Raw genomic sequence first — 19,756 nt, forward strand, 5'->3', positions numbered from 1 at the left:
TACTTAATCCAGGTAGTTTTTGATGCGAATAAGCTCACCATTGCTGGTAATTTCGACGGCACCCTGATGATCGGTTCTCAGTATTTTGATGCCTTGCTCATTTAGACGATCGATCACTACATCATTGGGATGATTATAGAAATTGTTTGACCCCACCGAAATCACCGCTGTTTCCGGGTCAATCGCTTGAATAAAGGCCTGACTGGATGAGGTTTTGCTGCCATGGTGGGGAATTTTAATGATCTGAAAATCATTTTGCTTGCTTAAAGCTTGTAACTCTTCAGTCAGCCGTTCTTCTGCCTCAGCTTCGATATCCCCACATAAAAGCAGATTAGTTTTTTGATAGGATACCGATATCACCAGCGAGGCATTATTCTGGTGGTCTTCCTCTTTGGGAATGATCTGTCCATCGGGATTATACACCTTAATGGTCACACCGTCACTCCCTTCAATCACCGATCCCTTTTTAAGTAGCGAAACTGGAACCAGCTCTTGATTAAGGAGCTCTTGGTTATTTGTATGAATACTCATAAACAAATTTTTAACCGGATAACCATCAAAGACCAGCTCCTCAAGACCCTGACTATGATCGACATGGTTATGGGTTAAAAAGATGGCGTCCAGGGCTCGGATGTTTTTAGAATACAGAGCCGGATACAGTACCTGATCCGCGATCCGGTTGGATCGCTCAAAAAGATAACCGCCGCCATCGACCAAATAGTTCAGGCCACCGGGGGTCTCAATTAAAATACTGTCACCCTGCCCGACATCCAAAACGGTAACCACCAGATTTTTGGGAAACAGTGGGTTTACCATCAGAATCACCACCAGTACCAGTCCCAAACTGATCACCGTATTTCGGACATAGGCTTGTCGCAGATAAAAATAACCTGAAATCAGAAAGACCAGCAGTAAAAACAGCGTCATTTCGGCCAGCGACAGTCCGCCCCGATTGATCCATAAAAAATTTATACCCTTTCCCAGATCATTGATCCCATCGAGCACGACAATGATCGATTCGCCCAAAAATGCTACCGGTAGCGATAAAATCGGCGCTAAAAAAGGCAAGATGACCACAATCACCAGAAATCCCATCCCGGCCAACAGAAACACGCCGATCAGGGGCACCACCAGCAAATTGGAAAAGAAACCCATCAGTGTAAAGCTTTTAAAATGATACAATAGCGTCGGCACTGTGCCGACTGTCGCGCAAAATGTCAGAAGCAGACCCTGAACCACTGGCCCTGGTTTTATTTTATTGTGTACCCGCTTGTTATTCCGATGCTTTTCATAAGCGTACAGTAGCGGCTTATAAAACAGGATAATTGCCAGCACTGCGCCCATCGATAGTTGAAATCCCGCCTGAAACAGCTGCGCCGGCCAAATCGCTAAGATCACCAGTCCGGCCAGGCACAGCTGATTCAAGGCATCCTGTTCGCGATGGATGCCCTGCCCCCAGGTCAGACACAAAAGCATGATCGACGCCCGGATCACCGACGGGGCAAACCCGGTGATCGCACTGTAAAATAACAATGCCGGGGTCAAAAAAAGGATCCAGTACCGCTTATTGATTTTAACAGCGATCAGCAGGCCGGAAAGTGCCAGGAACAGATACCCGACATGAAGACCAGAGACCGCTAAAACATGGGTGACACCAGCATCCTGAAAGCGCTTGGCAAGATCTTCATTAATATTCTTTTCCCCAAATACGACCCCCTTCAGTAAATCCGCGACATCCTCTGAAAAACTAGTCTCGCATTGATTCTGTAGTGCTCTTTTTACTCCCAGAATCTGATAAAGCAGAGTCCTTTCATGACCGACAGCTTTAATACTCGTGACAGCCAGCAGCCCGTCAATCGACTGGGATTTAAGATACAGTCCATAATCAAAACCACCGGGGTTTCTTTTGCCGGGGGGCTTTGACAGTTTTCCCTGTAATAATAGCAGATCGCCAGGAAGAAGCTCTAATCGCTCTTTATCAGTCTTTGACGCTTGATGCTCGCCACCTGTGTTCTCATCTGAAGGGTAATAGATGGTCGCCCGGATCCCGATGGCGTCCGCAAGACGATTATTTTCATCCGCGTCAGCAATCGTTTCTTTAGTGACAAGATTGAAGGTTAAACGATTTTCTGTCAGGATTGGATAATCAGTAACCACCCCGACAAGAGAAACATCCTTTTGATAGAAGGCCTCGAGACGGTCTGTTTCCGGAAATGCGCTGTAGCCCAAGAAGACACCCAACCCGAACAAACCAAGAACAAATACCATTTGGGCTACTTTGATTGCTCTGATAAAAAACGGCATCGCTGCCAGCAGGCCGACAAAACCAAGCATCGCCCAAACTGGCAAGCGGTAAAAAGCCCCAACAATTCCAAGACCCAGGGTGACAAATCCCCATAATAACGGTCGCTTCATTTAAAAACATTTTGAGGGTTTATTATTACCAAGTACCATTGCTTTCATTTTGATTACCCCTTAGTCCAATGATTTTTATCTTAATTATACACTGATTATTGTTTTTTTAGTACGGTGAACACTGTTTTTTTTAAGATATTTTGTTATAATGTGAAAATAGATTAAAGACAACATGAAAGAAGGGACTGCCAATGATTGATTTAACCACCAATACTTTTTATGCATCCGATGAGGCGAAGCTGACTTATTACGAAACACCCTGCCCAGCCAACCCAAGGGCTGTTGTTCTGATCGTTCACGGGATGGCCGAGCATGCCCGCCGCTATCATGAGTTTATGGATTTCTTGTATCAACATCACTATCTGGTTGTGATCCACGATCAGCGGGGCCATGGTCAAACCGGTAAAGACTCCGGTGATCTGGGCTTTTTTTCAAGCGGCAACGGCTGGAAACGGGTTGTCTCAGATGTCAGAGAAATCTCTTGCATGCTTAAAGAAAGCTATCCGGATCTACCCCTCTTTATCGCCGGACACAGCATGGGTTCGGTGGTAACCCGAACGGCTGTCATTGATTATTCTGAACTCTATAATGGGGCAATTATTATTGGCACCACCCTTGGTATCAGCAAATTCATGCGTCAAGCCGCCAGCCTGATTGCCCACCGCGAGATCCGAAAAAAGGGTGAGCAAACGCCGTCTAAACTGCTGTCTGATCTTTCCTTTGGTAGTTACAATAAAAAGTTTAAACCCAACCGTACCGAATATGATTGGCTCTCGATGAGCAAAAGCAATGTCGATGCCTACATCGAGGATACCCTGTGTGGCTTTACCTGCAGCGCCGGCTTTTATCGGGATTTGTTTTATGGCCTGGACTACACAACAAAGCAGACCAATCTAAAAAAGATCCCCCAAGATTTTCCCTTGCTTTTTTTAGCCGGCCGGGACGATCCGGTCGGTAGTATGGGCAAAGAAGTGATCCAGATCACCCAGCAATTAAAGCATGCTGGTGTTATCAACGTTGATCTGATACTATACCCGCTGATGCGGCACGAAATTCTAAATGAAGAAAAACGTGACCTTGTCTATGGCGATGTATTACGATTTCTCGATACGCATTCACTTATTTAAAAAAAAGGAGGTTCTTCGATGACCCAGAAAATATATGTCTTCGGACATCGCAATCCAGATACCGATTCGATCTGTTCTGCCATTGCCTATGCCCATTTAAAACAGGCCCTGGGACATTCCCAGGTCTTCCCAGCCCGTTTGGGGCCAATCAATAAAGAGACCCAATTTATTCTAGATACCTTTCAAGCAGATATTCCTGAGCTGATCAAGGACGTCAAACCCCAGGTTTCGGATCTGGTGCTGACCGATTTTTCGATGGCCTACGAAAATGACTCGGTTTCAAAAACGATGGGACAGATCATTGATCACCCTGGCCGCTCGCTGCCAGTAATCAGTGATGAAAAAAAACTGATCGGGATGGTTTCGCTATCGGACATAATCCCGGCCTATACTGATGCTTTTTCAAAATCGCTGCTTCGCGACAGTGACACCCCACTCGATAACATCATCGACTTACTAGAAGCCCAGGTTTATGGTTTAATCCAATCAGAACTGGTTCAGGGCGATGTCTACACCATTACCGAAATTGAAGAGGGTCAAACCCTGGACAGCCAGGATATTCTGATAACGGTTCAGCAGGGTCGATATATGGATCAGGCTTTTGCTACCGGCGCTGGTATCATCATAGTCGCCAATGCCTCAGCGGATATTGTCTTTCAAATCCCTGATGACTACCCTGGCGCTGTTCTGATTGTGGCCTTTGGTCCCTTCGAAGTGATCCGGCTTCTCTGTCAGGGAATTCCGATCAAAAATTATTACCAGAAAAACCATCTGGAATACTTCATGACCTATGAAACCATTGATGATGTAAAAAAGAATATTCTAACCTCTGATCATGACCGTTTCCCGGTAGTGGCTGAAGATGGCAAGGTCATTTCAACCATTTCTCGCAGCAACCTGATCGACTTCAGTCGAAAAAAAGTCATTCTGGTTGATCACAATGAACGGAATCAGTCGATTATCGGTGTCGAAGAAGCCGAAATCGTTGAAGTTATCGACCATCACCGGGTGGCCGAAATACAAACCGCTACCCCTCTTTATCTACGCATTGAGCCGGTTGGCTGTACGGCCACCATCGTTGCTAAAATGTATCATGAAAACAAGATCGCGATTCCCAAAAACATGGCTGGTCTGATGCTCAGCGCGATCATCTCCGATACACTATTGTTTAATTCGCCCACCTGCACCAAAGAAGATCGCACCATTGCCCGGGAATTGGCTAAGATTCTAAATCTCGATATTAAGAGTTACGGTGAAAAAATGCTGGTCGCCGGCAGTAATTTAAAAGAAATGCCGCCCTCCGAGATCATCTCTACCGATCGTAAATTGTTCACTATGGGGGCTTATAAAATTGCGGTTTCGCAAATTAACACGGGCGATTTCCGGGGAATATTTGACAAGCTTGATGGTGTGCTGCTGGAAATGGAGCGATTATGTACCGAAGAAAGCCTTGATCTGGCGATTTTAATGGTCACTGACATCATTTTAGGAGGAACCGAGCTGATTGTCGCCGGAGAGGCAAAAAACCTTGCTCAGTTGGCGTTTGGTTTCCAGGCAGGTGAATTCAGCAAGTATATGAATGGTGTTTTTTCGCGAAAAAAACAGATTGTTCCACCACTGATGAATGCCTCCGCCTATTAATATAAGCACGAAATAAGCACTAAATGATTAGTTAACACTGCCTAAAGATAGATGAAAATTGGTGATAATGATGTTAAAAAATAAATTTATGAATCCACCTCTTCGGTTTTTCTGCTATATCCTGGTCACTGCCTTGATACCGTTTTTATTTGCCGGCTGTGCCGAAAAAGAATTGATTAATGATCCCGCAACTGGTTCAATTTTACCTTCAGAATATTTAGAGCCTCTGATCGACGGTCAGTATTCTGCTGCCACAAACTATTATGATGCCAGGGGATATGGCCAACAGTTAAGCATCGCTATTAAAAATGGCCTGATTACCAGAGTCAATTTTCAAGAAATCGATCGCAACAAAGCCGACCGTCTGACTGTCGAGGGTAATGATAAAACATGGGAGAACCTGGCTGTTTCGAATATCGGCGCCCTCTATCTTCGGCTTAACAATGAGCTGATGCTTTCGCAAAAACCTGATGAAATAGATGCTGTCTCAGGGGCGACCCAAACATCCGAGCGATATATCAAATTAGCAAGAGAAATTTTGACTCAGGCAGAGAAAGGTGATCAAGAACCAATAAAAATTGATACCCTCGATACCTATGCGATCATCAGTTCCCCAGACCTTGAAGGTTATCAGGGGCTTCTGGAAGCCACTTTTATCGGATCAACCTTGACTTCCCTCAGTTATGATGAAATTATAAGCGAAGACGGAAAATCAAAACGTAAATCAACTGATTCCCCGGAAAGTGCGGATTTCAATGCTTTATTTGACACAATGACAGAAACGGCTGTAAATAATCAATCCCTAGAACCGCCATTTCCTGCCAATGAGGCAGCTCATGAGAAAGCTAAATATGAAGAGTGCCTGCGGCTATTAAGGGAAGCAAGATCGCCCTTTTGATGCTTTGCAAATTTAAGATCCCTTACTTAAATTCAACTGAAATTCTTGACAAATGTTAAAGTCGTGTTATAATGGGTTAATAGGCAGTGCATTTATGCCAACAATTCTAAACTGAAAGAAGGTGAAAAAATGGAAAATAATACTTTTGGTACGCGATTAAAGGCGTTGCGAATTTCGAAACGACTCACCCAGGAAAATTTTGCCAATCTTTTCTATCTTAATAAGAGTTCTATTTCTAAGTATGAGAAAGACAAAAATTTACCAGAAAATCAATTGCTGATCAAGATCGCTGATTTTTTTGAAGTATCTGTTGACTACTTACTATGCAGAACTGACCAACCCAAACTTTTACCAAGCAATCCCAAACCGATGTCCTGTGAAGAATTTTTGAAATCTTATGTGTTTTCCAACGAAGAAGTTGATTCTTTTTCTTCCTATTTCTCTTTCCCGGAAAGCTATAAGCAGGAAGTCCTGGATTTTATTAATTTCAAAAGCGCCAGTGGAAAGTAAATCAAAAACGATGAAAATCATGTTTACATAACTTGTTATAAATAAAAGAAACACGTAAAACGTGTTTCTTTTTTAATGTTTTTTTAATTTTGAAGAAAAATATAAAGAGTCTGATCGCTAATCAAACTCTTACCTATTTCTTTGCTATTTCTTTGCTATTTCTTTGCTATCTTTTACTCGCCCAACAGATAGGTCAAGGTGAACAAACTATCGGTTATGTTTACATTTTCGACAACAACATCACTGGGCACATCCAAATCTAAAGGGCTGAAATTGAGGATCCCCTTCACCCCTAATTCAGTCACCTGGGTTGCCACCTTCTGGCCAACCTCCCGAGGTACACATAGAATCGCAATGTCTATTTCGTTGGCCTTAATAAATTCATCAATCTCATCCATGTGTCTGACAACGACGCTACCAACAACCGTGCCAACTGTCAGTGGATCAATGTCGAAGACTCCTTTTAAAATAACGCCTTCCCGCTTAAATCGTTCATAGTTAGCAATGGCATGACCCATATTACCGCCACCGATAATAATGCAATTATATTCACTATCAAGACCAAGAATCTCCTTGATCGCCTCCTTTAATTCTCCTACATTATAACCATAACCTTGTTGGCCATAACCTCCAAAAGAATTTAAATCCTGACGTATTTGAGAAGCTGTCAGTCCCATTAAACTTGCTAATTCCCGGGATGATATTTTTTCGATATCATTGAGCTGTAAATCACTTAAATATTGGTAATACTTTGGCAACCGTTTAACAACGGTCATCGATACTTTTTTTGAGAAGCGATGCATGATAACTTCTCCTTTCTTTCGGATAATCAGTTAATTATATCAATATGTACCAAGTACGTCAAATTATTCATTTTAATTTATGGTTTTTTTTGATAGAATAGTAGCAATAAACAAGAATAATCGAACAAAAACGAAAACAGGTGAAATAATGCTAGTCAATATAGAAAAATTACATTTTAGTTATGGCATCCATGAAGTCTTTAATGATCTGAATCTATCCATTAATGAAAAAAAGCAGATTGGCCTGGTCGGACGTAACGGTACCGGTAAATCAACCCTGCTCAAACTGATTACCGGCGAGCTACTTCCCGACACCGGACGCATCAGCAAGAAAAGCGAACTATCGATCAGCTATTTATCGCAGGAGTCCAATATCGCCGAAAATACCAGCCTGCTTGAAATGCTCACTGATGTTTTTAGTCCGCTGCTTGAAATGGAAAAGCGGATCAAACAAATCGGCGATGCCATTGCCCAGGCCCCGCCAGCGGCTCAGGATAATTTGATGCTGGAGTTTGGCGAGCTACAGGAACGCTTTGCCGAAGAACGTGGCTATGAATATCCCAGCCGGATCCGTGGGGTCATCAATGGCCTCGGTTTTAAACCGGAAGATCAGGACAAAGCTTTTTGCATGCTCAGCGGCGGTGAAAAAACCCGCGCTACCCTGGGTCAGATCCTACTTCAGGAACCGGAACTGCTGCTATTGGATGAACCAACCAACTACCTCGATATTGATGCCCTGCAATGGCTTGAACAATATCTAAAGAATTACCCTGGTACCTTTATCATCGTTTCCCATGACCGCTATTTTATTGACAAGGTGTGCACCTCGATCATCGAGGTAAGCCAGCAGAATGTCAAAGAATACCATGGCAATTATACCCAATACGCCATAAAAAAACGTCAGGATATGATCGAGCAGAATCATCAATATCAGCAGCAGATGAAAGAGATCAAGCATCAGCAGGAAGTTATCAACCGGTTCCGCGCCTATAACTCGATAAAAAGCTCAAAACGGGCTTCTAGCCGCGAAAAAGCGCTCAGTAAGATCGAGTTGCTCGACAAGGTTGAAACCGCCCATAATAGTCATTTCAGCTTTGTCCCCCGGGTTAAAAGCGGCAATGACGTTTTGGCGGTAACGGGGATTAAAAAATCCTTTGACGATCGTCTGCTTTTCCAGAATATCAGTTTTGAAATGCATCGCGGCGATAAAATCGGTATCATCGGGCCCAATGGCGCCGGCAAGACCACCCTTTTTCGCATTTTACAGCACAAGCTGGCCGCTGATGCTGGCGAAATCCGGCTCGGCCAGAAGGTTCATATCGGCTATTTCGATCAGGAACATCAAGCGCTCAAGAAGTTTTATAACGAAAACCTGCTCGAAGCCCTGTGGGATGTCGATTCCAAGCTGACTGAAGGCGAATTGCGTAATATCCTGGCAGCCTTTTTATTTGTCGGCGATGATGTCTTTAAGCCGATCAACACCCTTTCTGGCGGTGAAAAAGCACGGTTGCTGCTGGCACGGTTGATGATTTCCCAGTCTAATTTCCTGCTGATGGATGAACCCACCAATCATATCGATATGGATACCAAAGAAATTCTCGAAAGTGCCTTAAGCCAATATGAGGGTACCCTGCTGTTTATCTCCCATGACCGCTATTTTTTAAACCGAATCGCAAGCCAGATCTATCAGTTTTCAGCTGCCGGAATCGAAATCCATCTGGGCAACTATGACGATTACTTAAAACATAAGGCTGATGCCTCAGATCGGGAAGCTGTTCTGGCTGCCGAAAACAAAACGATTGTGACTAAAACCCAGCAGAAAACCGACCGCAAGAAACAAAAGGAGGAGGAAGCTCGAATCCGGCTTTTAAAGAAGCAGGTTAAAGAAATCGAGGAAACGATTCTGGTGACCGAACAAAAAATTGAATCGATCGAAGCGACGATGTGTGCTCCGGATTTCTACGACAACCTTACCCTGGCGTCTGAAATCAATCTTTCTTATGAGGAACTCAAGCAGCAATTAGCCGAACTCACTGATTCCTGGGAGATCGCCTTAATGGCGCTGGAAACGGAGTAACTTAAATTTAATAAAAACATAAAAAAATTCAACAATAATTTGGAGGAAACTATGGAACTGACAACCAATGAAAAAAGAGTCTTAAATACCCTGTTTAAAGATGTTACCGGCACTACCCGCAATACCATGCTAATTGCCCTATATGCAGCTAAACCAACCGATGACGAATCGCCCGATGCCCAGGCGATGATCACCCTGCTTAACGGTCTGATCATCAAACTGGCCGAATTGGAACAAGCAGAAATGGAAGTTTTGTTTGCTGGCATCCCTTATGATGTTGACTAAACTGTTCTAAAATCAGACAAACAAAAGGCAGCCTCGCAAGAGACTGCCTTTTTATTTGACTTTATTTATTGGGAACTAAATTATTTTACTATTTTTTATACTAATTTATATGTTAATGTAGCCTGAGGCTTACATCATTGGCATGCCGCCCATGCCGCCTGGCATGCCGCCCATACCGGAATCTTCGGCTGGAAGATCAGCAACCGCTACTTCAGTGGTTAAGAACATCGCCGAAACACTGGCTGCATTTTGAATCGCAGAACGGGTTACCTTAGTTGGGTCAATAATTCCCGCCTGGAACATATCAACAAATTCGCCTTTAGCAGCGTCATAACCAACGCCAACTGCTTTACCAGCCATTTGCGAAATGATCACAGAACCTTCATGACCAGCATTTTCAGCAATTTGTCGCATTGGTTCTTCAATTGCTCGACGGATAATGTAGGCACCAGTTTTTTCGTCGCCTTCAAGGGTTTCAATTAAAGCATCAACCTTTGGAATCGCGTTGATATAAGCTGTCCCACCACCGGATACAACGCCTTCTTCAACGGCTGCGCGAGTCGCATTTAAGGCATCTTCGATACGGTATTTGATTTCTTTCAGTTCCGTTTCGGTGGCTGCACCAACCTGGATAACGGCTACGCCACCAGATAATTTAGCCAAACGTTCCTGTAATTTTTCTTTATCATATTCTGAAGAAGTTTCAGGAATCTGGGCTTTGATCTGACGAATGCGTTCTGCAACAGCGTCTTTGTTTCCGCTTCCTTCAACAATAATGGTATCTTCTTTATCAACCTTAACCTGACGGGCACGACCTAATTGTTCGATGGTAGTGGTTTTTAACTCTAAACCTAATTCATCAGAGATCACTTCACCACCGGTTAATGCCGCAATATCAGCTAACATCGCTTTACGTCGATCACCAAAGCCTGGCGCTTTTACAGCCACACAGTTAAAGGTTCCTCGTAATTTATTAACAACCAAGGTTGCCAACGCTTCGCCTTCAACGTCTTCAGCAATAATTAACAGTTTGCTGCCAGATTGCACGATTTGTTCTAAAACTGGTAAGATTTCTTGAATATTTGTAATTTTTTTGTCAGTAATTAAGATATAAGGATTTTCAAGGATAGCAACCATTTTTTCAGTATCAGTTACCATGTAAGCGGATAAGTATCCACGGTCAAACTGCATCCCTTCGGTAAACTCCAGTTCAGTACCCATTCCCTTACCTTCTTCTACAGTGATAACACCGTCATCGCCGACTTTATCCATGGCTTCGGAAATCAGTTTTCCAATTTCGGCATCAGCTGCAGAAATGGAGGCAACCTGAGCGATTGCTTCTTTGCTTTCGATTTTCTTGCTGTTTGCTTTTAATTCTTCAACAACCGCGGTAACGGCTTTTTCAATCCCTTTTTTGAGTACCATTGGGTTAGCGCCGGCAACAACGTTACGGTTACCTTCACGAACAATGGCTTGCGCCAATAAGGTTGCAGTGGTCGTTCCATCACCAGCGACGTCGTTAGTTTTGGTAGCAACTTCTTTAACCAGCTGAGCACCCATGTTTTCAAAGGCATCTTCTAGCTCTATTTCTTTGGCAATGGTTACCCCATCATTGGTGATGGTTGGTGAACCGTATGATTTAGCTAAAATAACATTTCTTCCTTTTGGTCCTAATGTCACCTTAACGGTATTTGCTAATTTATCAACACCAGTGATCAGTGATGCTCTAGCTTCTTCACGAAATTTTATATCTTTAGCCATATTATTTTCCTCCTGTTTTTCTAAATTTTATTATTCTACGATTGCTAAAATATCAGCCTGACGGATAATTAAAAACTCTTCATCGCCAATTTTTACTTCATTGCCGGAATATTTAGAATAGATAACCTCATCATCTACCTTAACGTCAAGTGGCACTTTTTTGCCATCGATAACTTCTCCCGTTCCAACTGCAACGACTTTACCCTGCTGCGGTTTTTCCTGGGCTGATCCTGGTAAAACAATTCCACCTGCAGTTTTTACTTCTTCAGCTTTAACTTTAATTACTACTTTGTCACCTAAAGGTCTTAAACTCATTTTTTCCTCCATTTGATTATATTGGGTACGCTGTACCTTTTATTTCATTTATTAGCACTCATTCTTCCTGAGTGCTAATAGTATTTTAAATGATTTGCAGGTTGATTGCAAGTTTTTTTTCCCTTTTTGAACATCTTAATTTTTTTTAAGTTTGTTTTAATTTTTAAAGATGGTAGAGAGCTCTTTATATAAATGTGTCTACGCTTTTAACGCCAGCTTTTATTATCAGCCGATATTCCCGGACTACGCTTATTGCCGGCTTCCAATTTTAAGGCCGGGGATGCCGTTGAGACTCAGGTCGCTTTCTTCCCCGTTGATATAATTATAGTAGGCCATCGAACCAATCATCGCAGCGTTGTCAGTACAGAGAATCGGATTAGGAAAGTACAAGGTCATACCCGCTTTGGCAGCTGCTTGTCCCATCATATCTCGTAACAGCGAATTGCAGGATACCCCACCAGCCATACAGATGGTCTTCATGCCAATGCTTTTAGCGCAGGCAATGGTTTTGCTGACCAACACCTCGATGACAGCCAGCTGAAAAGAGGCCGCTACATCATTGGGGTTGACTTCTTCCTCTTTCATTTTTTTGCCGTTGAGATAATTCAGCACCGCTGATTTTAAGCCACTGAAACTAAAATCATACTGGCTTTTATCCAGCATCACTCGTGGAAAAGCAATCGCAGCGGGGTTGCCATTTTTTGCTGCTGCATCAATGGCCGGGCCGCCGGGATATCCTAGACCCAAAACCCGGGAGATTTTATCAAAGGCTTCGCCAGCAGCATCATCGATGGTTCGTCCTAGCACCTTAAAGGTCTGGTAGTCTTCCACCAGAACCAGATGACTATGACCGCCGGATACCACCAGCGTTAAGAAAGGTGGTTCGAGTTCTGGATATTGCAAAAAATTAGCGGCAATATGGCCTTCAATATGGTGCACCCCAATCAGCGGTTTGCTCAAACTGTAAGCGATCGCTTTGGCCGTCGAGAGGCCAATCAGCAGTGCCCCTACCAGTCCTGGGCCATTAGTCACGGCAATCGCATCCACTTCGGCTAGCGTCAGCCCACTTTCTTCCAGGGCTTCATCGATGATATAGGGCAGTTTGGTGACATGATTGCGAGAGGCAATCTCCGGTACCACGCCACCGTATTTCTGATGAATATCAATCTGGGAATAGATCCGATTGGTCAATATTTTCCGGCCGTCTTCGACAATGGCCACAGAAGTTTCGTCACAGGATGTCTCAATGCTAAGAATTTTCATATTTACCTCGATTAAAATTACTATTTATAGTTCATGCATTTTTGTTTTATGCATTTTTTTCTTTTCTTTGTTCTTGAACAACACCAAACCTGATGCCAGTGTAGTGAGCCCCAGGGGTACCAGGATGTAGATGACCATCCGGCTGATCATCGCGAAAAAGAAGGGCTCGGGCACTATCCAGATCAGTCGGTCAGTTGATGGATCCATAATCCATAAGTCATTCGTAAAAAACAACTGATGGAACAGAATAAAGGTGTCATTAAAATTAAAAACAAAGCTTGCACCAATGACCAGAAATAACACTATAAAAATGGTCGATCCATAGAATAGCGCCTTGATGATGGCCTGCTGGTGATCTTTCAAAAGCATCAGAAAGCTAATCAGCGCTAAAATCATAGCGGCGTCCCGCAGGCCGAGAAAGAATAGCAGCAGGTTTCTGACATCATCCATATGGGTAATTTCTTTGTCATTGAAAATGGCGACGCGATCGACGACGTTTTTGGCATTTTCCGGAGCCAAACGGGCTTTGATGTCAAAATCCTGGCGGTCTCCCTTTAAGTAGCTGATCATTTCATCGACTACCAGATCCATATCCGGGGGATAAATCCCGGTGTTTTTAATAACCTGATTTTTTGCCATCTGATCTGTATAAAAAGCTTTGTCAAATACCGCCACCTCGATGGCGCTGATAAAAATAATTACCGGAAACAGCATTCCCAGCAACACCGCACAAATTTTGATGGTTTTATTCAAGCCCATACCTCCACATAATAATCGCGTCTAGTCCCGCGCCATAATAGTCTTTTCGCCGGCCTTGTCGGGTGAATTTATTTTTCAGATAAAAATTAATGGCCGGCTGATTATCTCCCCTTACTTCTAGGGTCATTCCGACACAGCCTTTTGCTAGCGCCAGCGCCAGCATCGCGTTGATGATCTTTTGCCCCACCCCGGTCTGGCGATACTCTTTTAGTACTGCGATATTGGTAATATGCGCTTCATCAATCACCTGCCAGAAGCCGCCAAAACCAATAATTTCACCATCGGCTTCGGCCACAATATAATTAGAGAGGATATTTTTTGTTTCCGCCTCGTAGGAATCCTGGCTCCAATTATGAATAAAACAGGCCTGATCAACCTTAAAAACGCCTGGAACATCGCGGGCTTGCATTAAACGATAGCTGATCATCATTTTTTATGCTCTTCGGCGTAGGAAGGGCGGATGTAAAAGGGTTCTACTTCCCGATAATGGCTGGTCTCGCCTTTTAATGCCCGTTCCAATACCAAGGCTCCCGCTGATGACGCCCGATTCATATTGAGATAATTAGGCACAATCCGACTTCCTGGGCAGGCGGCCAGCAAGACTTGCGAAAATCGCGGTAGGCCATCACCTAAAAAATAGATGGTCTCACTTCTCGCTTTTAAAAAAGCAATGAGATCATCAATTTCCATCACTGCATCGGCCATGTCTCTTACCAGCTGTCCCTCTTCAAAATGAAAAACACCGGTATAGGTCTGGTTGCGCTGAGCATCCAGAACCGGGCAGATCAGGCCATTGGCAAAGGGAATATTCATTGCCAGGGCTTCCAGGGTTGATACCCCTACCACCGGCTTATTGAGCGCCTGGGCAAAGCCCTTAACGGTCGCCATCCCTATCCGCAGCCCGGTAAAGGAACCGGGACCGGAGACAATCCCGAAAACATCGATATCCGCAATTGAAAGACCGCCATCACTGAGCAAATGATCGATGGCAGTCATTAGTTTTTCGGAATGTTTTTTTTGATGATTGATAATTATTTCGCCTACTAATTTTTCTTCATTTAGTATTGCAACCGATGCAACAATGCTTGATGTATCTATGGTGAGTGTATTCATTTTTATCTTTCCTTCTTGATTATATTCTGCTTTGGTATTAAAAATAATCCCTAAGCTTTACAAAGAGAAGGTACCGATCATTGATTGTAAACGAATCGGTACACTTTCTGATCAATTACCTTACTTCCTTTTAGGTTTTGCCAATGCATTGAGGTCGCGTTCAATATTTCTAAGCTTTTCGTCAGAGAAAAAATCATCGGGAAGTAATTTCTGCGCCTTATCAAATCAAATTCCCATTTTGATAGCCATTTGCAGATAGTCGCTTTCAAAGGTTTCATCACCAAAATAATTCCGAAGAATCTTCATGACATCCTCATCCTCGACCAGCTCACGCACTTTAGAATAGATAGAGAGGTATTCTTCCTGATTACCGCCGAAAAGACTTTTAAAAAAGCCCTTTTTCTTTTCCGTACAATTAACCAGCTTTTCAAAGGTCACCCCTTCTAGAGCTTCTTCTGAATTGACCAGTTCGATTATCTTATCAATACACTCTTCCGTAAAGATGCCATTAGAGAATTCAACTAGCTTGCGCAATGGCGTGTTGGCCAGCATCGTCATAAAAAAGTCATCTTCTCTGGTTTGATCATTTCCCATGATCTCTTCAAAGCCAGACAGCAACAGTTTTAAGATGATCTGTCCGCGATCGGTTTTCTCGAAATCGCTGAGATAGGACAAGGGGTTGATCGGATGAATCAAATCCTTGTTAATCTGAACCGGATAGACGATCGGTAAATCGCGACTAGATGAACCAATATAGATCTGGTGGCTACCAGACTCATGCTCCCATGATTTGGTAGTGGGATTATAGTAACTAAAATCACTGAGTCCCAACTCAAAACTGACCTCGGTGAAACGTCCAGCGGGGATAAACACTTTTTTAAATCCTCGCAATTCGCGGACTGGACGAAGGATCGCTGTATCGCGTTTTCCGGTGTAAAGTTGAATGACTTCTTTGCCGTTGAAAGCACCGATATTGGCGACCCGGCATTTAACAGTAACTGTTTTTTCGGCATCAATTATCAGTTTTGTTTCTTCGATCGGCTGATAGTCGAAATCGGTGTAGCTAAGTCCAAAGCCAAAGGGGAATCGCACCTTCTTTTTTGTGAAGTCATAGTAGCGGTACCCGACAAAAATACTCTCCCCATATACCACCTCATCATGAATTCCCGGAAAATTGATATAAGCCGGACTATCTTCTAAACGCATCGGAATAGTTTCAGCCAACTTGCCAGAAAAATTATTTTCTCCCAATAAAAGCCGGGCAATTGCATCGCCGCCACCCTGACCACCTAAAAACATCTCGACAATCGCCTTGGGCTGGTCTTCCCAGCTGATATCGACAACCCCGCCATTTTGAACAATCACCACGGTTTGGGGCTGAACCTTGCAGATCTTATCGATCAGATCAAGCTGTTTTGAGGGCAAATTTAAATGGTTACGATCATACCCTTCCGATTCGTCGTGATCCGGCAAACCGACAAATACGATCGCCAGATCTGAGTTTTTTGCCACCTCCGCCGCCTGATCGGCCAGGTTTTTCTGTTCCACCACTTCATCATAGAAATAACCCTGATGGGGGAACAGCTGAATATCAGAACCAACCAATCTTTTGATGTGTTCATAAGGCGAGTCGATATGATAAGGGTTGATTTTTGAACTACCACTACCCTGATAACGGGGATCAAAAGCCATACTGCCAATAATCGCCAGTTTTTTTACCCTTGTCCCATCAATAGGCAGGATCTGATCTTCATTCTTCAGTAAAACCATACTTTCAACCGCCGCTAACTGGGCAATTTTATGGTGCCCCTGGGGCTCAATTTCTGTCGGTGTGGCATGGTTTCTGCGGTTTTCTTGAGCCTGAAAAGCAAGCCGGATCAGCCGTTCGGCCATTTCATTTAGAATGGTAACTTTAAGTTTGCCTTCCTTGACTCGATCAAATATCTTCCGGTTATTGACACCACCGTTACCCGGCATTTCCAGATCCAATCCAGCGAACACCCCTCTGACGCGATCATAGACGGCACCCCAATCAGACATGACAATTCCATCAAAATCCCATTCATTCCTGAGTAGTTGGGTCAGAAAATAATTGCTCTGAGAGACAAATTTGCCATTGATGCTGTTATAAGAACACATCACGGCCATCGGCTGGCCTTCTTTTATGGCTATCTCAAAGGGCTTTAAATAAATCTCCCGCAGCGCCCGAATATCAATTTTGGCATCGACGGTCATCCGTCGGGTTTCCTGATTGTTAGCCAGATAATGCTTAACCGTAGTACCCACGCCATGCTCTTTAGCGCCCAGAATAAAACTTTTTCCTAATCGCCCTGACAGCAGCGGGTCTTCCGAAAAATATTCAAAATTCCGCCCGCAAAGCGGTGATCGCTTGATGTTGATCCCTGGACCTAGAATCAGATCGACCCCCATCGCCCGAGCCTCAAGGGCGATGGTTTTGGCCACAAACTCGAGCAGGTCTTCGTCCCAGGAACAGGCGGTGAGGACTGCCGGGGGAAAACAGGTAGCCGGCTTACCCTGGGGAATCCCCAGGGCTCCTTCATTTTCAATTACCCGCATACCATGGGGGCCGTCGGCCATAAACACCGGCTCGATGCCATATTTGGAATAGCCTACCGTTTCCCAGTCCGTTCGACCCGAGCACAAGGCTACCATTTCTTCGAGACTCATATTTCTTCGTACTTTTTTAATTAATCCGACATCCATGATTAATCATCTCCTTAGTGGATTAACCAAATTTAATAAATTTATATTTGTTTTTTACTCATCGCTAAAGATTTCTTAGCACAGGCGTCTACCGCTGAGATTACCGCATCTCGAAAACCTTTGGCTTCTAAAACCCGGACGGCTTCGATCGTGGTTCCCCCGGGGGTACAGATCTGATCTTTAAGTTTACCCGGATGCTCGCCGGATTCCAGCACCAGTTTAGCGGCACCATAAACCGCCTGAGCTGATAACCGATAGGCTTGATCGCGGGGAAAACCATGGAGTACCCCGCCATCGGCCATCGCCTCAATCAGCAGCATCGTATACGCTGGTGCTGAGCTGGCAATTCCGGGAACTACATCCATCAGCTTTTCGCTGATGATTTCAGCTTTTCCAAAACTTTCGAAGATCTTGATGATATCCTGGGTATCTTCGGCTGTCATGTGACCATCGGGACAAAGGGTGGAATCGGATTCGCCGACAAAAGCGGGAGTGCTGGGTTGGGTTCTGATCACCTTGACATCCCTGCCCAAGAATTCTTTAATGTCTTCAAATCCAACGCCCACCGCAATCGAAATAATAATCACCGACGGTTTAATACTCGAGGCAATTTCCTCAAGCACCTTGGCATACAAAAAAGGCTTCACTGCTAAAACTAGATAATCGACTTGTTTTGCCACCGCGATATTTGATTTTAGAATATTGACCCCATAATCTTCCGCTACTTGAATTCTTGCCGCTTCAGAGGGATCATAACACAAAATATTTTCTGGCTTGAATAATTCCCCCTTTACCAAACCACCAATCATCGCCTTTGCCATATTTCCACAACCGATAAAACCAATATTATTTTTCATTTAACTCCTCATTACTTATGTTAATCAGCTTTCACAGACCTGCCCCCAAGTATTACGATCATTTCTTGTTACTGATGGGTTTCGCAATTCACTGCTAGGCCGATTAATTTTTAGTTTAATCTTTCTTAATCTTTATACCCTCTATTTTAGACTTTAATTCAACCCAGTGCAAACCTAAAATGGAAAAACCCACTAATTCTTAAATTAATGGGTTAATCAACAACTTGCTTTTATCTTTTTTATAAATCGGCCTCGACGATTTCTTTGGTTCCGCTACGTATTTTTGACATGGTGAAAACAATTAGTGCGATCCAAATAAATCCGAACCCAATCAGATCTACCATTGTAAAGGCTTCACCATAAAGAAATACCCCGAGAAACAGCATGATGGTAGGTGTAATGTATTGAAAAAAGCCTAATAATGAAAAAGATATTTCCTGAACCCCTTTCGCATAAAGCAACAAGGGGATCGCGGTGACTACCCCTGCTAAAACAGCCAGGGCGGAAACTAACGGATTAGCTAAAGCTACGATTCCCTGACCCTGAGCTTCGATATATATAATAGCAGCAAAAGCAAAGGGTGCCACCACCGCAGTTTCGAGTATCAGTGAGACAATCGGGCTAGCATTGAGCTTCTTCTTAAAGACGCCGTACAAGGCAAAGGTGAGCGCCAAAATGATCGCCACTACCGGAAATTTACCAATTTTCAGGGTGATAAATACAACCCCGACCAGTGCCAGCAAGACTGACAGGCTTTCCCATTTGTTAAACCGTTCTCCAAAGAAAAGGGCACTGAATAAGACCACCACCAGCGGGTTGATATAATAGCCCAGACTGGCATCAATAATAAAATTAGCATTCACGGCCCAGATATAGGTATACCAGTTAAGCGACACCATCAGTCCACTGAGAATGCAATAAATAAATCTTTTCTTGTCTAAAATAACCGTTTTTATTTCTGGCCATTTTTTGATGATGGTAACAAAAATCACACAAAATATGAAGGACCAGAAAATCCGTGAAGACAGGATGTAAAGCGGCGACACTGCTTTGAGTGCCTTCCAGTAAATCGGGAGGATTCCCCATAAAACATATGCCATCATGGCGCTGATAATACTCTTTTGCATGGTAGCCCTCCATATTAAATTAGTTTCACGATATCACAATTGTCGGTACTGCTTTATCTCTTTTACACAAAACCGAAGTAA

The 19,756-nt window shown here is 43.6% G+C and carries 17 protein-coding genes; 6 read left to right on the forward strand and 11 right to left on the reverse strand.

What is annotated here, in order from left to right; all coding sequences use genetic code 11:
* Nucleotides 1-3: 3 nt before the first annotated feature.
* A complete protein-coding gene (locus QZ998_RS04790) occupies nt 4-2,415 on the reverse strand; it encodes a DNA internalization-related competence protein ComEC/Rec2 (RefSeq protein WP_296558492.1) in 2,412 nt (803 codons plus the stop codon).
* A 191-nt stretch (nt 2,416-2,606) separates the two neighbouring features.
* Between QZ998_RS04790 and QZ998_RS04795 the strand changes: the two genes are divergently transcribed.
* The 4 genes from QZ998_RS04795 to QZ998_RS04810 all read left to right on the forward strand — a co-directional run bounded on the left by QZ998_RS04795 (nt 2,607) and on the right by QZ998_RS04810 (nt 6,591).
* Nucleotides 2,607-3,542 carry an alpha/beta hydrolase gene (locus tag QZ998_RS04795; RefSeq protein WP_296558493.1) on the forward strand — a complete coding sequence of 312 codons (936 nt, stop codon included), beginning with the start codon at nt 2,607-2,609 and terminating at the stop codon, nt 3,540-3,542.
* A gap of 18 nt (nt 3,543-3,560) precedes the next feature.
* Nucleotides 3,561-5,183, forward strand: a complete 1,623-nt coding sequence (locus QZ998_RS04800) for a putative manganese-dependent inorganic diphosphatase (RefSeq protein WP_296558494.1) — start codon at nt 3,561-3,563, stop codon at nt 5,181-5,183.
* Between the two features lie 70 nt (nt 5,184-5,253).
* Complete coding sequence (locus QZ998_RS04805; RefSeq protein ID WP_296558496.1) at nt 5,254-6,081, forward strand: FMN-binding protein; 828 nt, start codon at nt 5,254-5,256, stop codon at nt 6,079-6,081.
* Nucleotides 6,082-6,210: 129 nt separating this feature from the next.
* Nucleotides 6,211-6,591: a helix-turn-helix transcriptional regulator gene (locus QZ998_RS04810; protein WP_296558498.1), complete on the forward strand. Its 381-nt coding sequence runs from the start codon at nt 6,211-6,213 to the stop codon at nt 6,589-6,591.
* Between the two features lie 173 nt (nt 6,592-6,764).
* Here QZ998_RS04810 and QZ998_RS04815 read toward each other — a convergent pair whose 3' ends face one another.
* Nucleotides 6,765-7,394, reverse strand: coding sequence for a redox-sensing transcriptional repressor Rex (locus QZ998_RS04815; RefSeq protein ID WP_296558499.1), 630 nt, complete (start codon nt 7,392-7,394; stop codon nt 6,765-6,767).
* A gap of 148 nt (nt 7,395-7,542) precedes the next feature.
* Between QZ998_RS04815 and QZ998_RS04820 the strand changes: the two genes are divergently transcribed.
* Together QZ998_RS04820 and QZ998_RS04825 are read left to right on the forward strand one after the other, a co-directional pair.
* A complete protein-coding gene (locus tag QZ998_RS04820) occupies nt 7,543-9,471 on the forward strand; it encodes an ABC-F family ATP-binding cassette domain-containing protein (protein WP_296558500.1) in 1,929 nt (642 codons plus the stop codon).
* Between the two features lie 51 nt (nt 9,472-9,522).
* Entirely contained in the window at nt 9,523-9,756 is a 234-nt protein-coding gene (locus QZ998_RS04825) for a hypothetical protein (RefSeq protein WP_296558501.1), read from the forward strand.
* Between the two features lie 129 nt (nt 9,757-9,885).
* On the opposite strand, the gene groL is transcribed toward QZ998_RS04825, so the two are convergent.
* The 9 genes from groL to rarD all read right to left on the reverse strand — a co-directional run bounded on the left by groL (nt 9,886) and on the right by rarD (nt 19,675).
* Nucleotides 9,886-11,517 carry a chaperonin GroEL gene (gene groL / locus QZ998_RS04830; RefSeq protein ID WP_296558502.1) on the reverse strand — a complete coding sequence of 544 codons (1,632 nt, stop codon included), beginning with the start codon at nt 11,515-11,517 and terminating at the stop codon, nt 9,886-9,888.
* A 30-nt stretch (nt 11,518-11,547) separates the two neighbouring features.
* Complete coding sequence (gene groES, locus QZ998_RS04835) at nt 11,548-11,832, reverse strand: co-chaperone GroES (RefSeq protein WP_296558503.1); 285 nt, start codon at nt 11,830-11,832, stop codon at nt 11,548-11,550.
* A 249-nt stretch (nt 11,833-12,081) separates the two neighbouring features.
* The gene (gene tsaD, locus QZ998_RS04840) at nt 12,082-13,095 is read right to left on the reverse strand and encodes a tRNA (adenosine(37)-N6)-threonylcarbamoyltransferase complex transferase subunit TsaD (protein WP_296558504.1); all 1,014 of its coding nucleotides are present in this window, start codon (nt 13,093-13,095) and stop codon (nt 12,082-12,084) included.
* 24 nt (nt 13,096-13,119) lie between these two features.
* On the reverse strand, nt 13,120-13,848 hold the full coding sequence (locus QZ998_RS04845) for a TIGR01906 family membrane protein (protein ID WP_296558505.1): 729 nt from the start codon (nt 13,846-13,848) through the stop codon (nt 13,120-13,122).
* Entirely contained in the window at nt 13,841-14,284 is a 444-nt protein-coding gene (rimI, locus tag QZ998_RS04850; RefSeq protein ID WP_296558507.1) for a ribosomal protein S18-alanine N-acetyltransferase, read from the reverse strand. Before rimI ends, QZ998_RS04845 begins: the two co-directional genes overlap by 8 nt.
* Entirely contained in the window at nt 14,281-14,967 is a 687-nt protein-coding gene (gene tsaB, locus QZ998_RS04855) for a tRNA (adenosine(37)-N6)-threonylcarbamoyltransferase complex dimerization subunit type 1 TsaB (protein WP_296558508.1), read from the reverse strand. The genes rimI and tsaB overlap by 4 nt, the downstream gene beginning before the upstream one ends.
* 225 nt (nt 14,968-15,192) lie before the next feature.
* Nucleotides 15,193-17,691: a glycoside hydrolase family 3 C-terminal domain-containing protein gene (locus tag QZ998_RS04860; protein WP_296558509.1), complete on the reverse strand. Its 2,499-nt coding sequence runs from the start codon at nt 17,689-17,691 to the stop codon at nt 15,193-15,195.
* A 41-nt stretch (nt 17,692-17,732) separates the two neighbouring features.
* Nucleotides 17,733-18,548, reverse strand: coding sequence for a pyrroline-5-carboxylate reductase (proC, locus tag QZ998_RS04865; protein WP_296558510.1), 816 nt, complete (start codon nt 18,546-18,548; stop codon nt 17,733-17,735).
* 239 nt (nt 18,549-18,787) lie between these two features.
* Nucleotides 18,788-19,675, reverse strand: a complete 888-nt coding sequence (gene rarD, locus QZ998_RS04870; RefSeq protein ID WP_296558514.1) for an EamA family transporter RarD — start codon at nt 19,673-19,675, stop codon at nt 18,788-18,790.
* Nucleotides 19,676-19,756: the final 81 nt, after the last annotated feature.

The sequence above is a fragment of the uncultured Acetobacterium sp. genome (genome assembly GCF_927416815.1).
Classification (GTDB): Bacteria; Bacillota; Clostridia; order Eubacteriales; family Eubacteriaceae; genus Acetobacterium.